The sequence below is a fragment of the Hymenobacter cavernae genome, from assembly GCF_014641455.1.
Lineage (GTDB): Bacteria > Bacteroidota > Bacteroidia > Cytophagales > Hymenobacteraceae > Hymenobacter > Hymenobacter cavernae.
On record NZ_BMHT01000004.1, the window covers coordinates 441,306 to 467,116 of the forward strand.

At 57.8% G+C, this 25,811-nt stretch carries 17 protein-coding genes; 6 read left to right on the forward strand and 11 right to left on the reverse strand.

Features of this window, described 5'->3' with window-relative positions; all coding sequences use genetic code 11:
- Positions 1-323: 323 nt before the first annotated feature.
- Together IEX74_RS12840 and IEX74_RS12845 are read right to left on the reverse strand one after the other, a co-directional pair.
- Positions 324-1,421, reverse strand: coding sequence for a Smr/MutS family protein (locus IEX74_RS12840; RefSeq protein WP_188814386.1), 1,098 nt, complete (start codon positions 1,419-1,421; stop codon positions 324-326).
- A 130-nt stretch (positions 1,422-1,551) separates the two neighbouring features.
- Entirely contained in the window at positions 1,552-2,559 is a 1,008-nt protein-coding gene (locus IEX74_RS12845; RefSeq protein WP_229755266.1) for a DUF2279 domain-containing protein, read from the reverse strand.
- Positions 2,560-2,740: 181 nt separating this feature from the next.
- Here IEX74_RS12845 and IEX74_RS12850 point away from each other — a divergent pair, with 181 nt between their 5' ends.
- The gene (locus IEX74_RS12850; protein ID WP_229755267.1) at positions 2,741-5,584 is read left to right on the forward strand and encodes an alpha-amylase family glycosyl hydrolase; all 2,844 of its coding nucleotides are present in this window, start codon (positions 2,741-2,743) and stop codon (positions 5,582-5,584) included.
- Between the two features lie 101 nt (positions 5,585-5,685).
- On the opposite strand, the gene IEX74_RS12855 is transcribed toward IEX74_RS12850, so the two are convergent.
- Positions 5,686-6,213 carry a GNAT family N-acetyltransferase gene (locus IEX74_RS12855; protein WP_188814387.1) on the reverse strand — a complete coding sequence of 176 codons (528 nt, stop codon included), beginning with the start codon at positions 6,211-6,213 and terminating at the stop codon, positions 5,686-5,688.
- Positions 6,214-6,342: 129 nt separating this feature from the next.
- Between IEX74_RS12855 and IEX74_RS12860 the strand changes: the two genes are divergently transcribed.
- The gene (locus IEX74_RS12860; RefSeq protein ID WP_188814388.1) at positions 6,343-6,906 is read left to right on the forward strand and encodes a Crp/Fnr family transcriptional regulator; all 564 of its coding nucleotides are present in this window, start codon (positions 6,343-6,345) and stop codon (positions 6,904-6,906) included.
- 11 nt (positions 6,907-6,917) lie between these two features.
- On the opposite strand, the gene IEX74_RS12865 is transcribed toward IEX74_RS12860, so the two are convergent.
- From IEX74_RS12865 to IEX74_RS12875, 3 genes are all read right to left on the reverse strand, one after another.
- Positions 6,918-7,244: a DMT family transporter gene (locus tag IEX74_RS12865; RefSeq protein WP_188814389.1), complete on the reverse strand. Its 327-nt coding sequence runs from the start codon at positions 7,242-7,244 to the stop codon at positions 6,918-6,920.
- 140 nt (positions 7,245-7,384) lie between these two features.
- On the reverse strand, positions 7,385-7,930 hold the full coding sequence (locus IEX74_RS12870) for a GNAT family N-acetyltransferase (protein ID WP_188814390.1): 546 nt from the start codon (positions 7,928-7,930) through the stop codon (positions 7,385-7,387).
- A 259-nt stretch (positions 7,931-8,189) separates the two neighbouring features.
- Positions 8,190-9,038, reverse strand: coding sequence for an N-acetylglucosamine kinase (locus IEX74_RS12875; protein ID WP_188814391.1), 849 nt, complete (start codon positions 9,036-9,038; stop codon positions 8,190-8,192).
- 313 nt (positions 9,039-9,351) lie between these two features.
- On the opposite strand from IEX74_RS12875, the gene IEX74_RS12880 reads away from it, so the two are divergent.
- A complete protein-coding gene (locus IEX74_RS12880; RefSeq protein WP_188814392.1) occupies positions 9,352-11,943 on the forward strand; it encodes a cellulase family glycosylhydrolase in 2,592 nt (863 codons plus the stop codon).
- A 173-nt stretch (positions 11,944-12,116) separates the two neighbouring features.
- A complete protein-coding gene (locus IEX74_RS12885) occupies positions 12,117-13,871 on the forward strand; it encodes a glycosyl hydrolase 53 family protein (RefSeq protein ID WP_188814393.1) in 1,755 nt (584 codons plus the stop codon).
- 114 nt (positions 13,872-13,985) lie between these two features.
- Here IEX74_RS12885 and IEX74_RS12890 read toward each other — a convergent pair whose 3' ends face one another.
- From IEX74_RS12890 to IEX74_RS12910, 5 genes are all read right to left on the reverse strand, one after another.
- On the reverse strand, positions 13,986-14,771 hold the full coding sequence (locus IEX74_RS12890; protein ID WP_188814394.1) for a SusE domain-containing protein: 786 nt from the start codon (positions 14,769-14,771) through the stop codon (positions 13,986-13,988).
- 82 nt (positions 14,772-14,853) lie between these two features.
- Entirely contained in the window at positions 14,854-16,425 is a 1,572-nt protein-coding gene (locus IEX74_RS12895; protein WP_188814555.1) for a RagB/SusD family nutrient uptake outer membrane protein, read from the reverse strand.
- Between the two features lie 43 nt (positions 16,426-16,468).
- Positions 16,469-19,762, reverse strand: a complete 3,294-nt coding sequence (locus tag IEX74_RS12900) for a SusC/RagA family TonB-linked outer membrane protein (protein WP_188814395.1) — start codon at positions 19,760-19,762, stop codon at positions 16,469-16,471.
- A gap of 192 nt (positions 19,763-19,954) precedes the next feature.
- Positions 19,955-21,013, reverse strand: a complete 1,059-nt coding sequence (locus IEX74_RS12905; RefSeq protein ID WP_188814396.1) for a FecR family protein — start codon at positions 21,011-21,013, stop codon at positions 19,955-19,957.
- Positions 21,014-21,278: 265 nt separating this feature from the next.
- The gene (locus IEX74_RS12910) at positions 21,279-21,878 is read right to left on the reverse strand and encodes an RNA polymerase sigma factor (protein WP_188814397.1); all 600 of its coding nucleotides are present in this window, start codon (positions 21,876-21,878) and stop codon (positions 21,279-21,281) included.
- A gap of 328 nt (positions 21,879-22,206) precedes the next feature.
- Between IEX74_RS12910 and IEX74_RS12915 the strand changes: the two genes are divergently transcribed.
- Together IEX74_RS12915 and IEX74_RS12920 are read left to right on the forward strand one after the other, a co-directional pair.
- Complete coding sequence (locus tag IEX74_RS12915; RefSeq protein WP_229755268.1) at positions 22,207-24,663, forward strand: glycoside hydrolase family 31 protein; 2,457 nt, start codon at positions 22,207-22,209, stop codon at positions 24,661-24,663.
- A gap of 50 nt (positions 24,664-24,713) precedes the next feature.
- Positions 24,714-25,568, forward strand: a complete 855-nt coding sequence (locus tag IEX74_RS12920) for an alpha/beta hydrolase (RefSeq protein WP_188814398.1) — start codon at positions 24,714-24,716, stop codon at positions 25,566-25,568.
- Positions 25,569-25,811 lie beyond the last annotated feature (243 nt).

Below are 25,811 nucleotides of genomic sequence, written 5' to 3' on the forward strand. Positions count from 1 at the left end.
GCGTGGCATACTCCTGCATAAACAAATCCGCTGCGTTGACAAACGACGAACTTGAGCAACTGGCATAAGGTGCGCAGTTCCCGGAGTGAGAAGCTTTAGAAAAGTGGTAGGATAGAACTAAACAGGCGTCCTTACAGCAAAGCACAAACCATTTTGCTGCCGGAAGAAGATCGTCCATTCTTTCACTTGTAAAATACCACTCTTCTATATAGCCCGATCTGTTTTAGGCTCGAGCACCTCCCTCTGAATGTGCAGATTGGGGCTGCTGAGCTAGAGCCGTAGCAGCAATTTGCTGCTACGGCTGAGAAGCCTAGGGCGAAGCCTTACTTCAGTCTTACCAGCGTTGCGCCGTAGCCGAACTTCTCCTTGCGGGCGTCCTCGAAGAACTTGATGTCCTTATTGCGACTCAGGAGCTTGTGAATCTCCTTGCGCAAGGTGCCGCTGCCGGAACCGTGAATGAACACGATTTCGTGCATGTTGGTGGCCAGGGCGCGGCTCAGAGCATCTTCGAAGGCATCGATCTGGAGCTTGAGCATGGTAGTGTTGCTCAGCGGCGGCTCGGCTTTCAGCGCTTCTGGGTTAAGGGCTTCTAGGTGCAGGTCGAACTGGTGGGGTGGCGCCACAATAGCTTTGGCGGGCTCTGGCGTGGGCGCCACGGCAGCAGGCTTGGCGGGGGCGTCGCCCGAGAGCTGCTGCTTGAGTTGGTCGGCTAGCTTCTCGGGGGCTAGGCTGACGGGTGCGGCAGGCTTTTCATCGAGCTGGAAAAGATAGGCTTCCTTCTGAAGCACAGGTGCTTGCTGGCGGCTGGTGTAGAAGGTGGTGGCCTTAAACTGCTGGCGTTTGGTAAGTAGCTCGAAAGCCGTATTGCCGTTTACGCGATGGGCCAGAAGCTGAATGACCACAGCAGGCCACTGCTCAAAATCCTTGAGGTGCCAGTGCGCCAATGGGCGGCTAGTAGCTTTCGGCCCAATTTTATCCGACGACAAGCCGCGGTATTGCCCGTTTCGGTCTTCGCCGTAGGTGAATAGCAAGTCGTTCTCGGTGTTGTTCACGACGTGCATCGCCAGCAGCTCCGGCGACTGGTGCACCAAAGCTAGGTACAGGCCTTTCTGCACGCGCACCGGCTCCGGCGCGGGTGCTTTGGGGCTGCCTTTTGCGGGAGCTGCGGTCGGCTTGGCCGGAGCACCAGGCGTATTCTGACGGGTGCCCGCAGCGGCAGCGTTGCGCTCGGCGGCAATAGCCGTGGTTGTCTGGCCGAAGGCTTTCTGCTCCTCGGCGGCTACCACCACCACTTCGCGGCGCATTACCGGAATCGTAAAATCATTATCAATGGCTACTTCTACCAGGTCGTTGTCGAGCAGGCGGGTGATGATGCCTTCTTCGCGGCCGGTGAGCAGGCGTACTCGGTCTCCTACGTTCATATAAATTCTTGTTGCTGAGTGTAAATGTAACGCCCGTGAGCTAGGAAAAGTCTCAACGGGTGGTGCAGTGGTGCGTTTGCCAATCTACCAACATGGATGATAAGACTCACAAGTTCACAAACTCACCATTTTACCAGTACAGCCCGTGCAGCACCAGTCCACCGCGGTTGTTGAACTCCAGGGCCGGCGCGGGTAGGTGAAAAATGCTGGCTACGTAAAACACCCGGCGCAGGAACTTACTACGGGTCGGGATGCGGAGCAGGTTTACGTCGAAGGTGAGATAATATTGACGATAAGCGCGCAAACCTAGGCTAGCATTGCTGTCGGCATCGTTGTACACCATCTGTTGGGCGCCGTAGCCGACGGCCGGTTGCAGCCACTTGGGCCAACGGCTTTGCGCTGGCAGCCAGGAACCTAGGTCGGCGCAGAGCCAATAGGTTTGCCCGTTATAATCCTTTAAGTACTGCTCCCCCAGCGACTTACCGAGCACGTTGGGGCGCAGCTTGGCGTAGCGCGTAGTATGAAACGAGTACTTCGGCATCAGGCGCACCTCGCGCCAGGCAAGCTGCTGCCCGATGAGCGCCGCCGAACCCAGGAAGTTGGCCGCGAGGTCGGTGGCGGAGGCGCCGTACGCCGGGTCGCGACCGTCGAGCAGCTCGATGGGGCTTTGCAGCAGAAAACCCACGAAGCCGCCGTACCAGATGGCTTGCTTATCGGTGAGGCCCGCCCAGCGCAGCATGTCTACGGCGCCGCGGCTTTCGTGAAAGGCACCCCAGAAGTGGCCGGCTTTATCGAGCTGCTTCCACTCAGATAAGTCATTGAACCAGTGTAGATTAGTGCGCGGGCCCGTGTACCAGGCGTTGCCCAGCAGCACGAGGCCGCCCGTGTATGTCGCGGCCAGACCGCCCGCCAGCAGCGGCAGCCGTCGACCTAGGTGCGCGGAATCGTGAGCCGCCTGCGGGCGCAGCAGCATGGTTTGGGTGGTGAGGCGCGGGCGGCTGGAGTCAGCAACGCTCGCAGAAGCCTGATAGGCAGGTTGCGCCTGGGTGTGTGCTGCTATAAACCAAGAAAAACCAGCCAGAAGAACGACCAACCGCAGCCACGAAGCAGAGTGAAAAGAAATGATGCTACGCAACATGACTGTAGTTTTTGGAGTCAGGCTAGGGAAGAAAGGAGGTTGTTCGACTTATTACTAGCAATCTCACGCAGCCTAGCCGAAAGCCGCCCCAAAGCTACAAAGGTGGCCTCCAACTCGACTGTCTAGGGTGCAAATCCGTATCTGTTCTTTTATTTTCCACCCATTCACCTTCTGCTATTCTATGAATACAAATCGACTCCTGTCGGGTTTACTGTGGTTGTTGCTGCTGGTTGGCTGGACCACGGCCCGCGCCCAGGTCGTGACGACGCAGCCGTATTTCTTCCGCGACAACACGCCCGTTACCATCACCTACGACGCCACCAAGGGCAACGCCGCGCTAGCCAACTTCACCGGCCCGGTGTACATCTGGACGGGCGTCGTGACGAACCTGAGCACCAGCAACACCAACTGGCGCTACGTGAAAAGCCCGAGCTTCAACCAGCCCGACCCGGCTGCGCTGATGACGCGCAGCGCCACTAATCCCAACCTGTACACTATCACCTTCACCCCGCGCACCTTCTACAACGTGCCCGCCGCCGAGCAGATTCTAAGGCTAGGTATGCTGTTCAAGGATGCGGCCGGCAATACCGTGGGCCGCGGCGATGGCGGCTCCGACATTTTTGTGGATGTGTTTCAGGGCGGTTATGCGGCCCGTTTCACGAACCCTGCCAGCGGCAGCATCCAGTTTGTAACGGCCGGCACGACCGTCGGAGCGACGGCAAATGCGTCGGAGTCGTCGTTGATGGAACTTATTGTGAACAAGATGTTTGGGACTTCGGGCTACGGCATCACTACGATTAGCTACAGCACCAAGCTAACCCAGCCCGGTCGGAATGTATTCCGGCTTTATGCCAACAGCGGCACCAATCGGGTCAATGATTCGGTGGTCTTCATCGTGCCGCCAGCTGTGAACACCGCCGCGCTGCCGGCCGGCACCAAAGACGGCGTGACCTACCTTTCCAGCACCTCTGTGCGCCTCAAGCTCACGGCCCCTGGCAAGCAGTTCGTGTACGTGCTCGGCGAGTTTAACAACTGGCAACCTGGCCAGGCCTACTACATGAACCGCACGCCCGACGGCAACGATTGGTGGGTGGACATTACCGGCCTGACGCCCGGCCGCGAGTACGCCTACCAGTTTCTGGTGGATGGGCAGCTGCGCATTGCCGACCCCTACACCGAGAAAATCCTGAGCCCCACGGACGACCAGTACATCCCGGCCACCACGTATCCGAACCTAAAACCCTACCCAACCGGCCAGACGACTGGCAACGTGTCGGTGCTGCAAACGAACCAACCTAGCTTCAACTGGCAGGTAACTAACTTTCAGCGGCCCAAGCGCAATGATCTGGTTATCTACGAATTGCTGCTCCGCGACTTTGTGCCGCAGCACGATTATAAGACCTTGCGCGACACGCTCAGCTACCTCCAGAGGCTAGGTATCAATGCCATTGAGCTGCTGCCGTTCAACGAGTTCGAGGGCAACGAAAGCTGGGGGTACAACCCCTCGTTCTACTTCGCGCCCGACAAATACTACGGTACCAAAGACGACCTGAAGCGCTTCATCGACGAGTGCCACCGCCGCGGCATTGCCGTGATTATGGACATGGTGCTGAATCATTCCTGCGGCCAAAGCCCGCTGGTGCAGCTCTATTTTGATAATGCTACCGGCAAGCCCGCCGCGAATAACCCGTGGTACAACGTCGACGCCAAGCACCCGTACAACGTCTGTTACGACTTCAACCACGAAAGCGCCTTCACGAAGACGTTCACTAAGAACGTCATGTCGTATTGGCTTCAAGAGTACAAGATTGACGGCTACCGTTTCGACCTGGCCGGTGGTTTCAGCCAGGTAGTGAAGACCGACGATGCCAGCTACGCCGCCTACGATCAGTCGCGCATCAACATCTGGAAGGAGTACTACGACCACCTGCGCAGCGTCGACGCGTCGGCCTACCCCATCCTGGAAATCTTCTCGGATAACGCCGAAACCCTAGCCCTCACCGACTACGGCCTGATGACCTGGGGCAACATGAATTACAACTACAACCAGGCCACCATGGGCTACGCCGACGGCTGGGATTTCAGTGGGGGCTACTACAGAGCCCGCGGCTTGCGCCAGCCCAACCTGATAACCTACATGGAGAGCCACGATGAGGAGCGCCTGACCTTCAAGAACCTAGCTTACGGCAACGGTTCCGGCTCCTATAGCGTGAAAGAACGAAATACCGCCCTGGTCCGCGATGAAATGGCGGCCGCGTTCTTCTTCACCGTGCCCGGCCCTAAGATGGTGTGGCAATTCGGGGAGCTAGGGTATGATTTCAGCATCAACAGCTGCCCCGATGGCTCCATCAGCAACGACTGCCGCACGGCCAACAAGCCAATTCGTTGGGACTACCAGCAGGAGCCAGCCCGTAAGCAGCTCTATGAAGTGTACCGCAGCCTGATGTGGTTAAAAATCAACGAGCCGGTATTTGAAAACACGTCGGCTACGTACACGCAACAACTCGTGAATGCCGGCAAAACCATTCACCTGTCCGACCCTAGCTTGAGCGTGACGGTTATCGGTAACTTCGACGTGGTGCCTACTAGTGTCAATCCGGGTTTCCAGCAGGCAGGCACCTGGTACAACTACCTGACCGGCGCTACCCGCACCGTTACGGACCCTAACGCGCCCATCACCTTGCAACCCGGCGAGTACGCCGTGTATACCTCGCGCCGCATCACGCGCCCTGGGGTGCTGGCTACCAAGTCGGCGCAGCGAAATGCTTTCCGCCTGAGTGCCGCCCCGAACCCCGCCGATGCCACGGCCACGCTGCGCTACGAGCTAGCTACCGCCGCACCTGTCAGCGTGACGGTGACGAACCTGCTGGGCGCTACCGTGCGTACGTTGCCCGCCACCAGCCGCCAAAACAGCGGTGCGCACGAACTCTCACTTCCCACCGCCGACCTAGCTAACGGGGTGTACCTGGTGCGTTTGAGCGCGGGGGCTACTCAGCAAACAACCCGGGTATTAGTTCGTCACTAAGTTTCAAAACAACGTTAACTGGGGGCTGCCGCGCTGGCTGTTTTTCCATCGCGCGGCAGCCACTATGTTTTGGTACACAGGTATATACTCACCTTTCGGCCCTAATTACTGATCAAGCATAGCTTCATCATGATGTCGGTTTGCTCGTCGTCGCCTAGGGTGAAAATGTGCTTGTCGAACTCCACAAAGCCGTTTTTCTTGTAGAACCGGATGGCGCGCGGATTTTCTTCCCAAACCCCTAGCCACACATAATCGGCCTGGGCCTGCGTGGCGAGTTGCAGCGCTTTTTCGTACAGCATTTGCCCTACCTTCTTGCCGTGGTATTCCTTTACGACGTATATACGCTCGATTTCAAGCGCTTTTTCGTCTTTTAGCTCCGTCTGTGACGCCCCAGTGTTTACTTTCAGGTAGCCGATGACGGTGTCATCAAGCTCCGCGAGGTAAAAGGCTGAGTTAGGATCCTGAAGCTCAGCAGTCATCTTTTCGAGGGAAAACCCTTCTTCCAAGTAGTTTTTCATATTCTCCTCGGAATTGCTGGCGGAGAACGTCTCGAAAAATGTCTGTCGGCCAATTCGTTGTAGGCGATTGATGTCTTGCAGAGTTGCTTTTTTGAAGATGATATCTTCCATATGCTCTTTGGTGTCGTGTGAACGTATTGCTGCTCTTATCGTGTCGCTCATGCTCCTGTCTTCCTGAATGCAGGGCGGGTGGGCACACGTGATGTATTCCTGAACTATCCTGCTGCTGTACTGCTGCGCATGACCCTTCCCGACATTCTACAAACCACGTATCCGCTGCCGAAAGCCTCGCTGGATAAGCTACTAGCCTTAGCGGAGTATGTAGAATTGCCCCAGGGGACTTGCTTGTTTCGGGATGATCAACTTGCTCACCACATCTATGTGTTGCAGCACGGCTTGGCGCGAGCCTACGCCCGGCGAGCGGACCGAGAGGTTACCTTCTGGTTTTCCGGCGAAGGGGCAGTCCTCGTCTCAATTCGCGGGTATACCGAGCAGACTGTGAGCTACGAAACCATCGAATTATTGGAAGATAGCGGCCTGTCTCGCATCCACATGCAGGCGCTTCAAGACCTTTACCGAACGGATGTGCACCTAGCTAACTGGGGCCGGGTGATGGTGGAGCGCGTGTGGCTGCAAACCGAACAACAACTCATCGCCCGGCAGTTTCGCACCGCCGAGGAGCGCTACGCAGATCTGCTACACCAGAGCCCGCACTTGTTGCAGCGCGTGGCGCTGGGGCACATTGCCTCCTACCTAGGTATCACGCAAGTCACGCTGAGCCGCGTGCGGGCCAAACTGAAGTAAGAGCCGGCGCCCTAGGGCGACACAGCTTTTAGACCTAGCACCGACCCGATGAGGGTGATGAGGAAAAACAGGCGCGGTCCGGTCAGCGGGTCACCGAACGCCAGGACGCCCACCGCCACAGTACCAACGGCCCCGATGCCGGTCCAGACCGCGTAGGCAGTACCCACCGGTAGCTGCGCCAGACTAAGATTGAGCAAGTAAAAGCTAAGGCCCGCACAACAGGCAAAAGCCGCGTACCAACCAACAGAATCGGAACTCGTGGCTAGCTTGGCTTTACCTAGGCAGAACGCGAATGCGACTTCAGCCAACCCAGCCAATACAAGAAGTAACCAATGCATGACAATAAAGAAACGTGTGACAGCAAAGGTCCAAGGCAAACCGCACGTTTCTTTTTACCAATGTTAAAAACGGTATTTCGTCGCTACACCCATTGCTGTTAGCGTTGTTCTACCCGTGCATTAGTTTGTCGTGCGCGTCACTACCTAGCTTTTTGTTCAGTCCAGGCCTGCTTGATCACTTCAAACACCAAGTTCAGCTTAGGTTGCTCGCCGTAATATGCCATTTCCTGTTCCGCAACCTTTACGGCACCTAGGCGCCGAATGGCGATTTGTGACCGTACGTTGTCGGCTCCGATGTGGAATCGCACCGTGTCCACAAACTCAAATAGGTAGTTCAGCATCAGGGTTTTTACCGCGTGGTTGATGCCCTTGCCCCAGTACTGCGTGCTGTAGAAGGTATATCCAATCAGGATGCTGTTATCGGCGGGGTTGTAGTCGTAGATGCGTGTGCTGCCCATCGTAGCGCCCGTCGCCTTATCTACAATTTTAAACGCCCCCTGGCTCTGAATAGCGCCTTCGAAAAAGGTAGCAAACACCGCTTCTTGCCACCGGTTTTTGGTCGGGTGTTGTTCCCATATCTTGGGGTCGGCTGCCACGGCGTACAGTTCAGTAAAGTCAGATTCCTGTAGCGGAAGCAATAGAATAGTATCGGTTTCTAAAACGGGCTGATGAGCAAACGGCAGCATAGTAAGTGAGATTAAGATGTCGTTTTGTGCAGTGGCAACAGGTTGTACGCCTTAATTACAAAGCGTAAAGCTAGGATGAGCAAGAAAGGTAGGTCAGAGGCTAGTCGTACATTTTCTCATTCTGAATAGAACTATTACTCAAGCTTCCCAATCCCGTAAAAAAGGCCGACTTCCCGCAGGAAGTCGGCCTTCTTTAATGAATATCAGCACATCAGCAGATCAACTGATTAGCACATCAACTAATCAGCACATCAACCACTTACTTCGTCAGAACCGTGTGATAATCAACCAAATCATCAATGGGGGCCTGGATGATTTTGCCGACCTTCATGCCGTGACTGTTGGCTACTGCCGTGAGCTCATCGCGGAAGTTGTAGGCCACGGAGCCTACGCAGTTGAAGGTGTAATCCTGGTAGTTGGGATAGTGCACCACGAGGTTCTGAAAGAAAGCTTCGAATCCGTCGCGCACAACTTCGCGGCAGTAGCTGATATTCCGATTTTCGTAGGTGAACTTCGCAAAGCTCGCCAGGAAGCGGTTGGGCAGCGGCTGATTGTAGAGCCGGTCAAAGATTTCCTCTTTTTCGAGCTTGTAGGTGTCGCGGAAGATTTCCTGCAAGCCATCGGGCAGGTAGCCGCGCAAATAGTCGCGCAGCAGGCGCTTGCCGATAAAGGAGCCGCTGCCCTCGTCGCCAAGGAAATAGGCCAGCGAGTCGATGTTGTAAACGACGTCTTTGCCGTCATAGATGCAGGAGTTGGTGCCCGTGCCAAGGATGGCAGCAAAACCTTGCTCTAGCCCCAGCAACGCCCGGGCGGCAGCTAGCAGATCGTGACCTACATACACGTTGGCGGCGGTAAATACCTTGCGCATAGCGCTGGCCACGGTTTCCACCTTTTCGGGCGTTGAGCAGCCGGCTCCGTAGTAGTAAAGCTCCGTGATGCCTGAGCGGTCGAGCGTAGCAGGCAGACTACCTTCCATGGAGGCCACAATGCCGGGCGTATCAATAAAGTACGGATTGTACCCTTCGCTGCTGAAGTAAGAGCGGGTACCGGCATTATCGATAAGGCACCAGCTGGTTTTGGTTGAGCCGCCGTCGGCAATGATGATCATAGGAGAAGCGAGAAACTGGGTGGCAAACTAAGAATGATTCCGGTCGCGCTGCCGGACTACCCCATACGAGAACGGGAGCAACGAAGCACGGAAAAGATTTCGGTAGATAAAAACATCGTCCTGTTTCGTCCCCTTTTTTTCGGAAAGGCTAGGGGTGAAGCCCCGTTGACCGACTACTAAGTAACGCTGACTTTGTAGTCCGCGCCTGCCTGGTTCCATGCGCGGACTACAAAGTTCGCGCTACTGAAAACTCAGACCTAGGTTATTGACGCTTAGCCCGATAGGACGGCATCTTGTTTTACTTTATCACTGCATGAAAAGACATTTTACCGCCTTTCTGCTGGCCGTGCTCTGCGGCGCGCTGGCGTATTCTGCGGCCGCCCAACGTCAAAATCAACCCAAGCAGGGCGACGTGTACGTAGACAAACAAGGCGTGCTGCGATGGCAGCAGGGCAAGCAGGAAGTAGCCTTGTTTGGCGTGAATTATACAACGCCTTTTGCCTACGCCTACCGGGCGCACCAGCAGCTAGGTGTTTCGCACGAGCAGGCCATTGCCCAGGATGTGTACCACTTGTCGAGGCTCGGGCTGGATGCGTTTCGGGTGCACGTCTGGGATGTTGAAATCACCGATACCCTAGGTAATCTGCAGGAAAACGAGCATTTGCGTCTGCTGGATTACTTGGTGGCCCAACTCAAGCAGCGCGGCATCAAAGCCATTCTGACGCCGATTGCTTACTGGGGCAACGCGTACCCGGAGCCAACCAACACGGGCAAAGGCTTTTCCAGCATCTACTCCAAGCAGCAGGCCTACACTAATCCTAGGGCCATCAAGGCGCAGGAAAACTACCTCACCCAGTTCCTGAACCACCGCAACCTCTACACCAAGCTGCTCAACCGCGAGGACCCCGACATCATCGCGTTTGAGGTGTGCAACGAGCCTAGCTACCACAAGCCCGAGGAGCAGGTAACGGCTTTTGCCAACCGCATGGCGCAGGCCATTCGGGCCACCGGCTGCCGTAAGCCGGTGTTCTACAACATCGCCGAAAACCCGAGCGTGCATGAGGCCATCCTGAACGCCAACGTCGACGGACTCACATACCAATGGTACCCGCAAGGGCTGGTGAGCGGCCACACGCTGCGTGGCAACTTCCTGCCCTTCGTGGATCAGTATCCCATTCCGTATCAGCAGGATGCGCGCTTTCAGCGGCGGGTGAAGATGGTGTACGAGTTTGAGTCGGCGGATATTTTGCAGCCGGTGATGTACCCGTTTATGGCGCGCAGCTTCCGAACGGCGGGCATGCAGTGGGCCACCCAGTTTGCCTACGACCCGATGGCGCTGGCCTACGCCAACACCGAGTACCAGACGCACTACCTGAACCTAGCCTACACGCCCGCCAAAGCCTTGAGCCTGCTCATTGCTTCCAGGGTGTTTCACCAAGTGAAACGCGGCCAGACCTTCCCGCGCTACCCCGCCGATTCGGTGTTCGATGCGTTCCGCGTCAGCTACCGCCAAGGGCTGAGCGAGATGAACACGGCTGAGGAGTTTCTCTATACTAGTTCCACCCAAACCGTGCCGCGTAAAGTAGTTAGCTTGCAGCACGTTGCGGGCGTGGGCTCGTCGTCGGTGGTAAATTATCAAGGCACCGGCGCCTACTTCTTGGATAAGCTGGCTTCCGGCGTGTGGCGCCTGGAAGTGATGCCTGATGCCGTGCTGCTGCGTGACCCATTCGAGCGGGCTTCGCTGCAAAAAACCGTTACCCAAATCGTCTGGAACGACCAGCCTCTGCGCGTGCAGCTGCCCGACCTAGGTTCCGCCTTCGTCGTGCAAGGCTTGAACGAAGGCAATACCTTCCGGGCCACTGCCGCCGATGGCCAGGTGGTGCTGCGCCCCGGTGCGTACCTGCTGGCCAGCTCATCGAAAAACACCGCCGCCTGGACGGCGCAAACCGCCGTGGGCAACCGGAAGCTAGGGGAGTTTGTGGCGCCGCCACCCACCAAAATGCCGCCGCAAGTGGTGCATACGTCCTTCGCGCAGGCTACCGCCCGTCAGCCGCTGCAAATCACGGCGCAAGTCACCGGCGCTGAGGCTGCCGATAGCGTGTTGCTAGTGGCGCGCTCGTACTACGGCGCTACCCGTACGCTGCCCATGAGCCGGCCCACGCTGCTCACTGCCACGGCTACCATCCCCGCCGACCTGCTGCGCCCCGGCTTGCTCCAGTATTGGATTGTGGTGCGCAAGCCCCAGCAAACCCTGACGTTCCCCGGTGGCTTCGCCGGTACGCCCCGCGACTGGGATTATTTCCACGCGGAGCACTGGGAAGTAGCTGTCGTAGAAGGCGCTACGCCCTTAACGCTGTTCAACGCCCAAACCGATAAAGAGCAGGTGGAAGTAGCCCGGCTGGCCCGCAGCAGCTACAACGACTACACCACCGCTACGCCCACCGGCGCGCTGGCTTTGCGGCTGCTGGTGCCCACGCCGCCGACCGGCGAACCGGCCAATGAACCCGGCCCTGCCATTGCACTGCGCGCCTACCTAGGTCAGAAGCTTCAGGAGCGCTCCACTGATTTGATATGGTTGAGGTATCTGGTCATAAAAGCCCGCGCCACGCGACCGGGAGCAAAGGTGAAGGTGGTGCTGGTAACCAAAGATGCGGCTGCCTACTCGGCCATCGTGCCTGTCACGATCATGTTGCAAGACATTTGGATTCCGCTGGACAGCTTCCGGCCAGACGCGTTGCTGCTGATTCCGCGGCCGTATCCTAGCTTTTTGCCGCTTACTTTTCAGACAACCGCCGCCTCCAAGCCATTGTCGCTAACTGACACCGAGGTGCTACAACTAATCGTAGAAACCGGCTCTGGTGGCACGGCGCCTACTCTGCAAATAGAATCCATTGAACTAAAGTAAGCTATACAAAGGGTCATGTCGACCAGCGGGAGACATCTCGCGTGCAGTAGTAACTCCAATCGGCAGGGTTTACCATGGCACGCAAGATGTCCCCCGTTGGTCGACATGACGTTCTTTTTCAGTTACTTCTACTCTAAGCGCCAACTCCTTCTTTACCCAAATCCCACCGCACTATGAAAACACGATTACGCTCCGCATTACTGCTGCTCAGCCTGCTATGGGTCAGCATACCAAGCGCTTCCGCCCAGGCGCCGACCTTCGCGAAAGGCGCGGATGTAAGCTGGCTGACGCAGATGGAAGCCGCCGGCTATAAGTTCTACACCAAGGATGGCGTGCCGCAGGATGCCATGCAGATTCTGAAAGGCTACGGCCTCGATGCCATCCGGCTGCGCGTGTGGGTGAACCCCGCCGACGGCTGGAACGGTCAGGCCGATGTGGTGGCCAAGGCAGTGCGGGCCCGCAACCTAGGTTACCGGCTCATGATCGACTTTCACTACAGCGACTCCTGGGCCGACCCCGGCAAGCAAACCAAGCCCGCCGCCTGGCAGAGCTACAATTTTACCCAGCTGAAGCAGGCCGTGTACGACCACACCTTTGCCGTTCTCACCGCCTTGAAAGCGCAGGGCATCACGCCGGAGTGGGTGCAGGTCGGCAACGAAACCAACAACGGCATGCTCTGGGAAGACGGCAAAGCCTCGGTGAATATGAAGAACTTCGCCGACTTGGTAAGCAGCGGCTACGATGCCGTGAAGGCCGTGAGCAGCCAATCGAAAGTGATTGTGCATCTGTCGAATGGCTACGATAACGGCCTGTTTCGCTGGATGTTCGATGGCCTGACCGCCAACAACGCCCGCTACGATGTCATTGGCATGTCGCTTTACCCGACTACCGCCAACTGGCCCACGCTCACCGCGCAATGCCTCACCAACATAAACGACATGGTGGCCCGTTACGGCAAAGAGGTGATGATCTGCGAGATAGGGATGCCTTACACCGCGCCCCAAGCCACTCAGGAGATGATAGCGGATTTGCTGAAGAAGGTGCGTTCTGTCCCTAATAACAAAGGGTTGGGCGTATTCTACTGGGAACCGCAAGCCTACAACTGGCAAGGCTATACCCTAGGTGCCTGGAGCTTGAACGGCCGGCCTACCACGGCGCTGGAGGCTTTTCTGGAGCAGCCCACGGCGCCACCTAGCCCCTTGCAGGCCCGCAACCCTGGCTTCGAGTACGACGGCGCGGCCACCCAGACGCCCACCGGCTGGAGCACCCGCAGCACCGCCGACCAAGATGCCGACAAAACCGAGTTCAACGGCCACACCGGCGACTACCGCCTCACGCATTACAAAGCCACCGCTTACCAGGTAGCTACTTATCAGGTGCTTACCAATCTGCCCAACGGCCGCTACACCCTGAAAGCGTGGGTGCAGAACGGGGGAGGACAGACGCTGTGCCAGCTCTACGCCAGGGATTTTGGCAGCACCGACAAAACCGCGGCTTTGCCCGTCACTGCCACCTGGGCGCAGGTGCAGCTCACCAATATCAACGTGACGAACGGGCAGTGCGAAATCGGGCTGCTCTCGCAAGGCAACGCCGGCAACTATTGCAGCATCGACGACGTGGAGCTGGTGGCCGAGTCCGTAACGGCGGCGTCTTCGGCAGCTAGCCTCACTGCCACAACTGTTTTCCCGAACCCCTTCAGCGAGGACCTGGCTATCAGCTACACGCTAAGCAAGTCGGAAACGGTTCGGATTGACCTTTATACAACTACAGGCCAACTGGTGCAAACCATGCTAGCCCCGCAGCAGCAGGCGGCGGGCGCGCACACCTGGCAAAACAAGTCGATGCTGAACAACCTAGGTTCCGGCCTCTACCTGCTCCGCCTCACGCACGATGGCCAGACGCTTGTGCAGCGCGTCGTGCGCCGGTAGCCCGCCCGCGCCGGTCCGACAACCTAGGTTGTCGGACCGGCGCGCAACAAGCTGGCCTAAAACAAAAAAGCCGCAGAAGATTCTGCGGCTTTTTTGTGGGTAAGAAGCTAGGCTTTATTGCGTCAGCGTGTACGTTTTCTTGTTTAGATCCAGGATAACCGTGTAGGTGCCGGCGCTGGGAATGCTGATGTTGCCGCCATCCAGCGTGAGCGGCGCGCTGCCGGTCGCGTCGCGGCCAGCATTCGAGCCGTAGTTCACGGTCCAGCCTTTGTTCAGGCGAAACTTGAAGTTGTCGGCTTTGAAGGCGCGCGTGATGGTGTAGGCTTGCAGGTCGCAGTCGTAGGTCAGCTGCACGTCCGTGTCCCAGTCGACGGCGGCGGGCCCGATGATGGTCCAGACGTCGGCGCTCGGTGGGCGGCACACAAACGACGTAGCCGTGAGCGGCACCGTGGGCGAGTATACGGCCGTGTTGGCAGCGTAAAGCGCTTTCAGGCGAACTTCAATCGGGGTAGCCGTTTCCGGGGTCACACCTAGGTTGTTCAGGGCCGTGTTCAGCACGCCAACCGTTACGTTGGTGGCAGGGCCCACACCGGCATCCACCGCAACGGGGGAGGCGAAGTTGGTGCCCTGCTTGGCAAGCTCAAGTGAATACGTGACGGTCGGATTGTACGGATGCTCCACATCGCCCCAGCTGAACGAGCTGATGGGCGTCCAGTTGAAGGCAACCGCGGTGTTCTTGCTGGTGCCGGGTTTCAGCACCACGGTGTTCGTGGAGGCGGTAAGGGTAGGCGTGCTGTCTGGCTTGAGAGTTGCCTTCACTTCATCTTTCTCACAAGATGCCAGCGCGAGGGCAATAACTGCAAACAGGCCCGCTACTGCTTGGGTAAGCTGGGTTTTCATGTGGGTATCTGCTAAGAGGTGGGAGGAAAGCCGCGCTGCTGTCCCGCCAAACCTAGGTTGGCGGGACAGCAGGCAGACTCAGTTAATAACCAGGGTTTTGCTTCAGCTTGGGGTTGGCGATGATGTCGGTAGAGGGAATCGGAAACAGGTTGTAGTCGTCCGAAACCGCCCGCCCATTGCGGGCACCGCCTTTATAAGGCCACAAGTAAGCGGCGGTGGTAAACCGGCCGAAGCGGATAAGGTCGGTGCGGCGCGTGCCTTCCCAGTACAGCTCCCGGGCGCGCTCCGCCAGAATGAAGTCCAGCGTCAGGCTGGCGGCGGTGATGTTGCCGGTAGCGTCGCCATAGGCCCGCTGCCGCAGCGCATTCACGTATTGCAGGGCCGTAGCCGCGCTGCCGCCGGCACCGCCGCGCAGCACGGCCTCAGCGTACATCAGGTACACATCACCCAGACGGAGCATCGGGTAATCGGTGTCGGGCGTCAGCTTGGTGGGGTCGGAGCCGGGCTTACCGGCCGAGGTGATATTGCGGTACTTGGTAATGGCGTAGCCATCGGTGAAGAGCGAGATGTCGTTGATTTCCAGACTCTGACCGTCGGTGAAGAACAGCGCCCGCTTATCGGTGCTGCCTGAAGGGTCGCTGAACTGGCTCACCAGCGCCTTGGTCGTGCGCTGGCCGCCCCAGCCGCCATCAATGCCGAAAGCTGCCGGGTCCATTTTGCCGCCTACTTCGCCGTGCACCAGGAACGTCATGCCGCCGTAGGTACGCGAGTTTACGCCGTCGAAATTCACCGTGAAAATCATCTCCGGCGAGGTGTTGTTGTCGGCCAGGAACAGGTTCAGGTACTGCGGCGAAAGCGAGTAGGCTGCCTCGATGACCTTATTGCAGTACGTAATAGCTTCCGTGTATTTGGCCTGGCCGGTGTACACCTGCGCGTTCAAATAAAGCTTGGCCAGCAGCGCCCAGGCAGCAGCTTTGTCGGCGCGGCCGTACTCGTTCTGCTTGGCATTGACCAGCTCGCCGTTGTCGCCAGAAATTGCCAGCAGCTCCGATTCCACGTAGGCAAACAGTTCAGGTCGCATGATCTGCTCGGGCTGGATGGCGCCAACCTCGTCCTCCTCCGTTACGAACGGCACGTTGCCGTACATGTCCAGGGCGTGGTAGTAGCTCAGCGCCCGCAGGAAGCGCGCCTCGGCCCGGTACTTTTTGGCGTTGTCCAGGTCGCTGCCGGTGATGTTGCGGCTAGCTAGCTTGGCGTCGGTGGTCTGCCGGATAAACTCGTTGCAGATGCCGATCTGGTAGTACAGACGGTTGTACATGGCCGTCACGAACTGGTTGCTCGACGTCCACGACAAGTTGTGCAGGTCGGGCAGGCCGGCATCGTTCCAGCCAATCACGGCCTCGTCGGTGGTCAGCTCCTGAAGCTGCCAATACTGGCGCAGGTAGGTCGAGAAGCCTTCATCGATACCGGTAATATCGGGCTGACCAGCAGGCCCTTGCTGACCGCTCAGGGCCAAGCCAGAGTAGAGCTTGGCCAGCACGTTCTTGTAGTTGGCCGGGTTGCTGTACACTTGCTCAGCCGTCACGTCGTACTTGGGCTGAATATCCAGGTCTTTCGAGCAGGAAGCGAGCAGGGCAGAGGCTAGGACCAGCATAGCCGTGCCGCGGCGAAATATCTTTTTCACGGGTGCGGGTGGTTTAGAAGCTGAGGTTAACACCGAGTGTCACGGTGCGCGGACGCGGGTAGAAGTTGTTGTTGATGCCGAAGGTGGCCACGTTGGTGGTGGCGTCGCGGCTTACCACTTCCGGGTCGGCGCCTTTGTATTTGGAAACTACGAACAGGTTCTGCCCGGCCAGTGTCAGGCGCAGGTTCGAGGCGTCCGACCAGAGCCGGCCCACGTTGTAACCTAGGGTCAGGTTTTCCATGCGCAGGAACGAGGCGTTCTTTACGTAGTAATCCGAGAAGTACTGGTAGCCGCCGAACTGCGTGTTGTACACATCTTTGGTGGCGTTCACCAGGTAGCCGTTGTTCACGAGGCCAGCAGTGGTACCTAGGTTCGCATTCACGTTGTCGTAGATGTAGTTATCCAGGTTAGCGCGCAGCGTGAAAGCCAGGCTCCAGTCGTTGTAGCTCAGGTTGGAGCTGAAGCCCATGAACGTCCGGGGCAAGCCTGACTTGTAGCGGTACCGGTCGCTCGGGCTGATTACACCGTCGCCGTTCAGGTCGGCGTACACGCCTTCCAGCGGCTTGCCGTCGGGGCCGTACACTTGCTTATACACGTAGTAGGAGTAGGCCGGATAGCCGACCGACTGCACCTGGATGTTGTTGCCGGTGCCGCCGCCGATAGCGCCCGTCTGGAGTTCTACCTGCGTAGAGCCCTTTGAGACAGCCAGCTCGGTAATCTCATTCTTGTTGTAGGTGAAGTTGAAGTTTACGTCCCAGTTAAACTTCTCACCCCGAATGGGCGTGCCGTTGATGGCAAACTCCACGCCCCGGTTTTCCAGGCTGCCGATGTTGGCGTTGAGCTGGTTGGTCAGGTTTGAGCCCGCCGCCGGGGAAGTGAAGAGCAGCAGATCTTTGGTTTTGCGCAGGTACACATCCACCGAGCCCGACAGACGGTTATCCAGGAAGCCGTAGTCCAAGCCGGCGTTGTAGGTGCCCGTCGATTCCCAGGTGCGCTGGATGTAGCCTTCGGCGCGCCACGTCGGATAGAAGGTGTTGCCCAGCTGGTACTGCGCCGAGCTTTGCCCAATGAGGTAGCGCGACAGGTAGCCGAAGTAATCCAAACCTAGGTCTTGCTGACCTGTGACGCCGTAACCGGCCCGGAACTTTAGTTCGCTCAGTGCTTTAGAGTCTTGCAGGAAGTTCTCCTGCTTCACGCGCCACGCCACTGAAACGGCCGGGAAGTAGCCCCAACGGTCTTTCTCCGGGAAGCGCGAAGAGCCGTCAGCGCGCATCGTGGCCGTCAGCAGGTAGCGCTCCTTGAAGTTGTAGTTCAGGCGGCCGTAGTACGACTCCAGCGCCAGCGGATTGTACACAGGAAATGGCGCCGCGGCATCAATAATGGTAGTGCCAGAGGCATCATAGCCGGCGTAATTGGGCGAGCGGGTCAGGAACTTCTGGTAGGAGTGGCCCGCCAGCACTTCCAGGTGGCTGCTGATGGAGGGTATATCCTTGGTGTAGTTCAGGTAAACCTCCGCAATGCCGTTGGTCTTGGTCTGCCCGTACCGGGTGTTGCGGCCCGGCCGCTGAAAGTCGACGGCCGCTGTTGGCGTTACGAACGTGGTGCCGTTGCCCTCGGCCACATCATAACCTAGGTTCACATTGGCGCGCAGGTCGGGCAGGAAGTGGAATTTGTAGTCGAACTGGATGTTGCCGATGCTGCGCTTTACGGTGCTTCGGTCGCGGCGCTGCTCCAGCAAACCTAGAGGGTTGCGCGTGCCGATGGTGACGGGGTTGCCGTTCGATTGCAGAATCTCGGTATAGCCGCCGTACGTTTCGGTGCCGCTGTACACGGGCAGCGTGGGATTAAACGACAGCGCATTGCCAATGGCATCGTTGGTAGCAAACTGATTATCAGCCCACGAGCCTTTCACGTTCACGTCGATGCGCAGGTGATTGTCGAACAGCATGGGCGTGAGGCCCACCGAAGCCGAGTTGCGCTTTAGGTCCGACGTTTTCAGGATGCCCTGCTGGTTCAGGTTGCCGTACGAAACCCGGAACGGAATCTTCTTGAAGTTGCCGGTCAGGCTGATGTTGTTGTCAAACGTGTACGCCGTGCGGAAAATCTGGTCCTGCCAGTCGGTATTGGCGGTGCCCAGCAAGGCTTTCTGCGCCTCCGTGCCTCGTTGGTTTACCAGGTCGCGATATTCATCGCCGGAGAGGGTCTGGATGCTTCTGGCGCGCTCCGAAACCGACGCCTGCGAGCTGACACTCACCGTCAGCTTATCGCCCTGCACCCCTTTCTTGGTCGTGATAAGAATAACACCGTTGGAAGCCCGCGAACCATAAATGGCCGTAGCGGAAGCATCCTTCAGAACCGTAAAGGTCTCAATGTCATTGGGGTTTACCAGGCTCAGGGCGTTCGGCGAACCCGACAGCGCGCTGTTATCAACCGGCACACCGTCGATTACAACCAGCGGGTCGTTGCTGCCCGTTAGCGAAGCGCCGCCCCGAATACGGATAACGCCACCCGAGCCGGGCGCGCCGCCGCTGGAAATAATCTGCACGCCGGCCACTTTGCCCTGCACCAGCTGCTCGGGGTTCGTCACCTGGCCGCGCACGAAGTCTTTCGACGTAACGGTAGCTACCGAGCCGGTCACGTCCTGCCGGCGCTGGGTGCCGTAACCTACGACTACTGCCTCATTCAGCAGCGTCGTGTTTTCGGCCAGCGTAGCATTAGCCACGGTAGTCGTTTGGCCGCTGGTTACCGTCACCGGAATGCGGTTCGTGTTGTAGCCGACAAACGACGTGATGAGCGTGTAGGAGCCGGGCGGCACGTTCTGAATAGTGTAAGCGCCCTCGGCGTCGGTGGAGGCACCTAGGGTAGTGCCCTCCAAGACAACCGTTACACCGGGTAAGCCGGCACCTTTGGCATCGACTACCCGCCCCCTGATGGTGCCGTCGGCGGCTACGGGGTTGAGGATGATGCCGTCTTTCACCAGCTCGTAGCGAATCTGCAACGGCACCAGCATGTCGTGCAGCACGTCGGACAGGGGCTTGTCCACGGCATTCACCGACACGCGCCGGCCAGCACCGATCAGCTCCCGGCTGTAGAGGAAGTGCGTAGATGCTTGATTTTCAAGCTTGCCAAGAATTGACTTAATCGTCTCGCCTTTGGCTTGAAGTGTAATAGGCTGCTCCAGCACTTGCTGTGCGGTGGATGGGTGAGTAGCTGCAATACTCGTAAATAGACTGAGGCTGAGAGCCTGGGTAAGCAACACGCGCTTAAGATCCCAGGGGAAGCGTGAGGATGGTAGCGAAGAGGACATAAACGTGGGATTAGGTGAGGGTGAGGTGCTCTGCCACAAAGGCGCTTCGGGCGCTCAGCTACGCCTCGCAAACGTTTGCACTGAGTGCGCCGAAGGGTGTGCTGTTAGAGCAGAGGAAGAAGAAACCGGTGGTGTGCTTTTATCATAAGCAAATGGAGGTGAGAAGGTTGTGGGAAAAGACGAATAAAGAACCTAGCTTTTGCAGCCCCGGCTGTGCATGATAATCTGCGTGTCGGAGCGCTCGTAGGAGGCACCTAGGGTCTTGCAGAGAATAGCTAGCTTATCAAATAAGGATTCCTGCTTCAAAACCAGGCTTACTGTGCAGTCAGCTAGGGCCTGCTCATCATACACGATGTCGACGCCATAGGCTTTTTCCAGTGCCGTGAGTACCTCCGCCACGGGGCGGTCGTCGAAGGTGAAAGGCTGCGCTACCAGCACGGCCGGCTGGGCTACCAGCTCTTTCTTCAGATCCTGTTTGCCAGGTAAGTACACAGCCTGTTGGTTGGGCCGCACCACCACGCTAGCTAAGCTAGGTGGCAGAGTTTCGTCGCCTTTTGTGCCGGGCAGGCGGGGCGTGACGCGCACTTTGCCGCGTCGCACTTTCACCAGCACCTGCGGCTGCCCGGCATAGGCCCGCACCGTGAAGCTGGTGCCGAGCACGGTGGTCACGAGCTTGTCGGTGTACACCAGAAATGGATGAGCCGGGTCGTGGTACACGTCGAAGAACGCCTCTCCGGTCAGGTGCACCCGACGGTTTGGCTCTTCAAACCGCTTCGGGTACTGTAAGCAGCTGCCCGGCGACAATTGCACCACGCTGCCATCCGCCAGGCGAATAGTGGCTGCCTGCTGCGTGTTGTTCGTGTAAATCAGCTTGTTATTAGCACCAGTTGGTGCCAAGATGGTAGTGGCCGTTTGTGGCGCGTCTTCGGGGGAAGGGGCCTTGGATTGCCACAAGCCACTGCCAACTGCTCCTATGCCTACCGCCAGCACTGCCGCCGCGGCCCAGCGCGCCGGCGCTGCCCGCCACCACGACCTAGGTTGGTGGCGTTGTTCCGGTTGGTCGGCGCGCACCGTTTGCTCGGCAATACGCTCCCACAGCGTGGTTTGCAACAGCTGCCGCTCCTGCAAAAGCAACGGCGCGGGCTGCTGTCCCAACTCCTCATACCAATTCTCCACGAACTGCCGCTCTTCGGACGTGCATTCGTCGTGTTGGTATCGCCGCAAAAGGTCCTGGAGCTGTGCTTGATTCATAGAGGGGCTAACGAAGGAATCCCTCCGTACCCCTATTAGTCGAACAACCTTTGCGCAACCCTAGCCTCCCCTGAAAAAAGTTTGTAAAAATATGGCGGAGGTCGGATGCCGTAGGAACGCGCCACAGCGCGTTCTCGTCCGGGCGACATGCACACAGAACAGGGGAATCGGCATCGTTCAACGACGAACGCGCCGTGGCGCGTTCCTACAACCGCATTGCACGCGAGAATTCTCCCGATGGTCGAAATGACGGTCTTTTTGCGGCCTAAATCCTACCTAAAAGCAAGAAAACCACTAGCGGCAAAAAGTCTTTCAGGCTCACGCGCAGCAGCTTCATGGCCCTGGTCAGGTGGTACTCCACCGTTTTGGGCGACAGATTGAGCCGTCCGGCAATTTCCGGTACCGTTTGGTGCTCAAAACGACTCAGCCGAAACACCTGCTGAGTGTGCTCCGGCAGGCGCGTCACGCTGGCAACCAGCGCCCCCGATAGATCCTCGGCAGCTACCACTTCTTCGGTGGTGTGGTCGGCTTCCGAAAGCTGCGGGCGGGTGTAGGTCAGGTACCCTGCGTGGGTCATCTTCGACTTAATGGAATCGATGATCTGGTACTTGATGGCCGAGTGCAGATAAGGCTTTAGCTTGCTTATGGTGTGCGCCTCGCGCTTGTGCCACAGGGCCGTAAACAGCTCCTGCACCAGTTCCTCGGCGGCCTCCCGCGAGTTCAGCTTGCGTTGCGCTACCTCAAACAGCTGATACCAGTAGCGCGCGTAGATTTCCTCAAACGCCTTGGCATCTCCCTGACTGAGCGCTTGTACCAGCGCGTCGTCGCTCCAGGCGGCGTAAAGCGTTCGATGAGCAGCAGGCATAAACCGGGTAGATGACGTGAGCGGAAAGAGGGTACGAATTTAAAATAAATAAAGATTTTGTAATACGAATTCGATTCCGATTTTCATTTTTTTAAAAGCAGCAACCAATAAACGGGGTACGATGCTAAAATCGTAACGGTTGGGCTTTTGTTTGATTTTTCTCAGGTGGCCTAGGGTAACAGCCAGGTTGCTCGACTACTACACTGTCAGCGCCTCGCAAACGGCAGCTACTGCCCTCCTCATTGTCAGCGGAACGTGAAGCTGTAGGCTTCTTTCCAGGCCTCTTGCCGACCGTTGAATCTGCCCTTCCACGCAACCCCTTACGGCCTTGAATTCGACAAGAACTACGCTTTTTACAGTGGCGCTAGCCGCTATGCTAGGTGGTCTTTCCCAGATTGCCCAAGCTCAATTTCCGACGCTCCAAACCCTGGGCAACGTGCAGCGCGCCGAGCCTGCCGGCAACACTCTGCGGCTCACCTTTGCCAATGCTACCGGCGAAGTCACGGCCTACTCGCCCTCCATTCTGCGGGTGCGCCTGAGCCCAAAGCCGCTGGCCCCCGATTTTTCCTACGCCGTGGTGGCGCAACCTAGCTCAGGTGCCCTGCAAGTGCGCGACGAAGCCAACTCGCTCACCATCAGCACCGATTCGGTGCGGCTCGTGATTCAGAAAAGCCCGGCCCGCTTCAGCTTCTACACCGCCGATGGCAAGCTGCTGAACCAGGATGAGCCCGGCCTAGGCACCTCGTGGGTCGGCGAGGAAATCACGACCTACAAGAAGCTGCAACCCGGTGAGCGATTCCTGGGGCTAGGGGAGAAGACCGGCCCGCTCGACCGCCGCGGTCAGGCTTACATCAACCAGAACACCGACAACTACGGCTACGGCACCGGCGCCGACCCCTTGTACTCGACCATCCCATTCTACATCGGACTGCACGACGGGCTGGGGTACGGCATTTTCTTCGACAATACATTCGTCAGCCAGTTCAACTTTGGCGCTTCTAATGACCGGTTTTCGTCGTTCGGGGCGCGTGGTGGCGAGATGAACTACTACTTCATTGGCCGCCGCAAGCCGGCCGGTATCATTCAGGATTACACCTACCTGACCGGCCGCATGCCCATGCCGGCGCTCTGGAGCCTAGGTTTCCAGCAGAGCCGCTACACCTACTACCCCGATACCGAAGTGCGGCGCATCGTGCAGACCTTCCGCGAGAAGAAGATTCCGCTCGACGTGCTCTACCTCGACATTCACTATATGGATGCTTATAAGGTGTTTACGTGGCATCCGCAGCGCTTTCCGCAGCCCGCCAAGATGCTGAAGGACCTGAAGAGCATGGGCGTGCACACCACCGTCATCGTCGACCCCGGCATTAAGACGGAGAAAGGCTACGCGCCCTACGAGGATGCTTTGAAGAAGAACTTATTCGTGAAGTACCCCGACGGCACCAACTACCGCGGCGAGGTGTGGCCAGGTTGGTGCTACTTCCCCGATTTCACGTTGCCTGCCGCCCGGCAATGGTGGGGCCAGCAGTTCAAAGGCTACGTGGATGCCGGTCTGGATGGCTTCTGGAATGACATGAACGAGATGGCAACATGGGGCAACCAACTGCCTAGCAATATCTTGTTCAACTACGAAGGCCACGGCGCTACTACCAACGCGGCCCGCAACGTGTACGGCATGCAGATGGCACGCAGCACCTACGAAGGCACGCGCAAGCTGATGAACGGCCGCCGGCCGCTCATCCTTACCCGCGCCGGCTACGCCGGTTTGCAGCGCTACACCGCCATCTGGACCGGCGACAACGTGAGCACCGACGATCATATGCTGGCGGGCGTGCGGCTGGTTAATAGCCTAGGTCTGAGCGGAATGCCGAACGCGGGCATGGATGTGGGCGGCTTCACCGCCACGCCGCCGCCCACCGCCGAGCTGTACACGCGCTGGATTTCGCTCGGCACTTTCACGCCCTTCTTCCGCGCCCACTCCGCCGTCGACACTAAGTCAGCGGAACCCTGGAGCTTTGGGGAAGCCAACACGGAAATCAACCGCAACTACATTCAGCTGCGCTACAACCTGCTGCCCTACCTGTACTCCGCGTTCTACGAGGCCACGCAGAATGGCATGCCGGTGCAGCGCTCCTTGGCTATTGATTACCCGAACGATTCGCTGGTGTACCAGTCTGACTTTCAGAACCAATATCAGTTTGGACAAGGCTTGCTGGTGGCGCCGGTGAGCAGCACCCTAGGTGCCGCCAAGGTGTACTTGCCCGCGGGCCGCTGGTACGATTTCTACAACGACCAGCCTGGTACCGGCGGAAAAGCTAGCTACGTGCCCACGCCGCTCGATCGACTGCCGGTGTTTGTGCGCGGCGGTAGCATTATTCCAATGCAAAGTCCCGTGCAGTACACCGCGCAAGCTCCACTGGATACGCTTTACTTGCATATCTATAAAGGCGACGCACCGTCGAGCTTTGTATATTACGAAGACGACGGCACCACCTACGCGCACGAAAAAGGTGAATCTTTCCGGCGCACCATTACGTTAAACCCCACCGCGCGCTCCTTGGAGTTGGGGAAAGTGGAAGGCGGGTTTAAGTCGAAGTTCAAGAACGTGGAAGTCGTTTTCCACGGGTTTGATGAGCTGCGTACGGTGCAGGCGGCAGGTAAAAACCTAGCTCCGACCACACGAGTATTTCACTTGCAAAAGCCCGCCAGCCTCACCGGCGAAACTACCCGCAACTCTAGTATAACAGTGCGCAACGCATCGGAAGCGGTGCGAATCACATGGTAAACATTTTCCTCCGCGGACCTCTGCGGGAAATAATCATAGGAGTTCTTGTTTTGTTAAGTTTTGAAACTCAGGCGCAGGAGTCGCTTCCGAAGCCGCACACGCTTACCCCGAACGTCACCATCCTGACCGATTCGTTCACCATTCCGCAACTCAACCGCGAGCGGCGAATATGGCTGTATCTGCCCAACGACTACGCCACCAGCCAGCGCCGCTACCCCGTGCTGTATTTGCAGGATGGCCAAAACGTGTTCGATGAAGCTACCTCTTTCTCCGGCGAGTGGGGCGTCGACGAAACCCTGAGCCATCTGCAAGCCACTGGTCAGGACCAGGGCTGCATCGTGGTGGCCGTCGACAACGACGGCAAGCGCCGCCTCGATGAATATTCGCCGTGGCGCAACGAAAAGCTAGGTGGCGGCGAAGGCAGCGCCTACGTGGAGTTCGTGGTGAAAACGCTGAAGCCTTACCTCGATTCGCATTATCGGACGTTGCCTGGGCGCGAGCATACTGGCATTGCCGGCTCTTCGATGGGCGCCCTAATCTCACTGTACGCGGCCCTGAAGTACCCGGATGTTTTCAGCAAAGTGGGCGTGTTTTCGCCAGCCTTTTGGTTTGCCGAGCAGCCGTTATTCACGTTTGTGCGCACCGCGAAAATCCAGCTGCCAATGCGGTTTTACTTCGTAGCGGGCGCGCAAGAAGGGGAGAAAATGGTGCCGCTGATGTCAGCCATGCGCGATTCGCTCCGTAGCCTAGGTGTAGCGGAGAAAGACATCAGCTACCAGGTGCGCGCCGATGGCAAGCACAGCGAATGGTTTTGGCGCCGTGAGTTCCCGGCCGCTTACCAGTGGCTTTATGCCCCTAAAAGACATTGGTGGCAGCCCCATTTGATCAGGCAGGCGCAAAAATAATTTGCGAGGAACCTAGGTGCTTCTATCTTTGCGCCATCAACGCCCAACAAAACCCGGCAATGACTTTTCAACTGACTCAAAATGCATGGTGGTGGCCTCTCCGAAACTCCGGACGGGAAATCCTGTGCGTGCGCTAAAGTCAGTTCTTAACTTTCGCATCGACCTCCAAGGAAGCCCGGCCAACCAGCCGGGCTTTTTTTATGTTTCAACCTAGTTAAAAAGTTAAATGTGAACGTCATGCTT

What these genes read in the sequence shown, in the direction of transcription:
- IEX74_RS12840 (WP_188814386.1), bottom strand. Translation starts at nt 1,421, where the DNA reads ATGAACGTAGGAGACCGAGTACGCCTGCTCACCGGCCGCGAAGAAGGC.
- IEX74_RS12845 (WP_229755266.1), bottom strand. Translation starts at nt 2,559, where the DNA reads ATGTTGCGTAGCATCATTTCTTTTCACTCTGCTTCGTGGCTGCGGTTG.
- IEX74_RS12850 (WP_229755267.1), top strand. Translation starts at nt 2,741, where the DNA reads ATGAATACAAATCGACTCCTGTCGGGTTTACTGTGGTTGTTGCTGCTG.
- IEX74_RS12855 (WP_188814387.1), bottom strand. Translation starts at nt 6,213, where the DNA reads ATGGAAGATATCATCTTCAAAAAAGCAACTCTGCAAGACATCAATCGC.
- IEX74_RS12860 (WP_188814388.1), top strand. Translation starts at nt 6,343, where the DNA reads ATGACCCTTCCCGACATTCTACAAACCACGTATCCGCTGCCGAAAGCC.
- IEX74_RS12865 (WP_188814389.1), bottom strand. Translation starts at nt 7,244, where the DNA reads ATGCATTGGTTACTTCTTGTATTGGCTGGGTTGGCTGAAGTCGCATTC.
- IEX74_RS12870 (WP_188814390.1), bottom strand. Translation starts at nt 7,930, where the DNA reads ATGCTGCCGTTTGCTCATCAGCCCGTTTTAGAAACCGATACTATTCTA.
- IEX74_RS12875 (WP_188814391.1), bottom strand. Translation starts at nt 9,038, where the DNA reads ATGATCATCATTGCCGACGGCGGCTCAACCAAAACCAGCTGGTGCCTT.
- IEX74_RS12880 (WP_188814392.1), top strand. Translation starts at nt 9,352, where the DNA reads ATGAAAAGACATTTTACCGCCTTTCTGCTGGCCGTGCTCTGCGGCGCG.
- IEX74_RS12885 (WP_188814393.1), top strand. Translation starts at nt 12,117, where the DNA reads ATGAAAACACGATTACGCTCCGCATTACTGCTGCTCAGCCTGCTATGG.
- IEX74_RS12890 (WP_188814394.1), bottom strand. Translation starts at nt 14,771, where the DNA reads ATGAAAACCCAGCTTACCCAAGCAGTAGCGGGCCTGTTTGCAGTTATT.
- IEX74_RS12895 (WP_188814555.1), bottom strand. Translation starts at nt 16,425, where the DNA reads ATGCTGGTCCTAGCCTCTGCCCTGCTCGCTTCCTGCTCGAAAGACCTG.
- IEX74_RS12900 (WP_188814395.1), bottom strand. Translation starts at nt 19,762, where the DNA reads ATGTCCTCTTCGCTACCATCCTCACGCTTCCCCTGGGATCTTAAGCGC.
- IEX74_RS12905 (WP_188814396.1), bottom strand. Translation starts at nt 21,013, where the DNA reads ATGAATCAAGCACAGCTCCAGGACCTTTTGCGGCGATACCAACACGAC.
- IEX74_RS12910 (WP_188814397.1), bottom strand. Translation starts at nt 21,878, where the DNA reads ATGCCTGCTGCTCATCGAACGCTTTACGCCGCCTGGAGCGACGACGCG.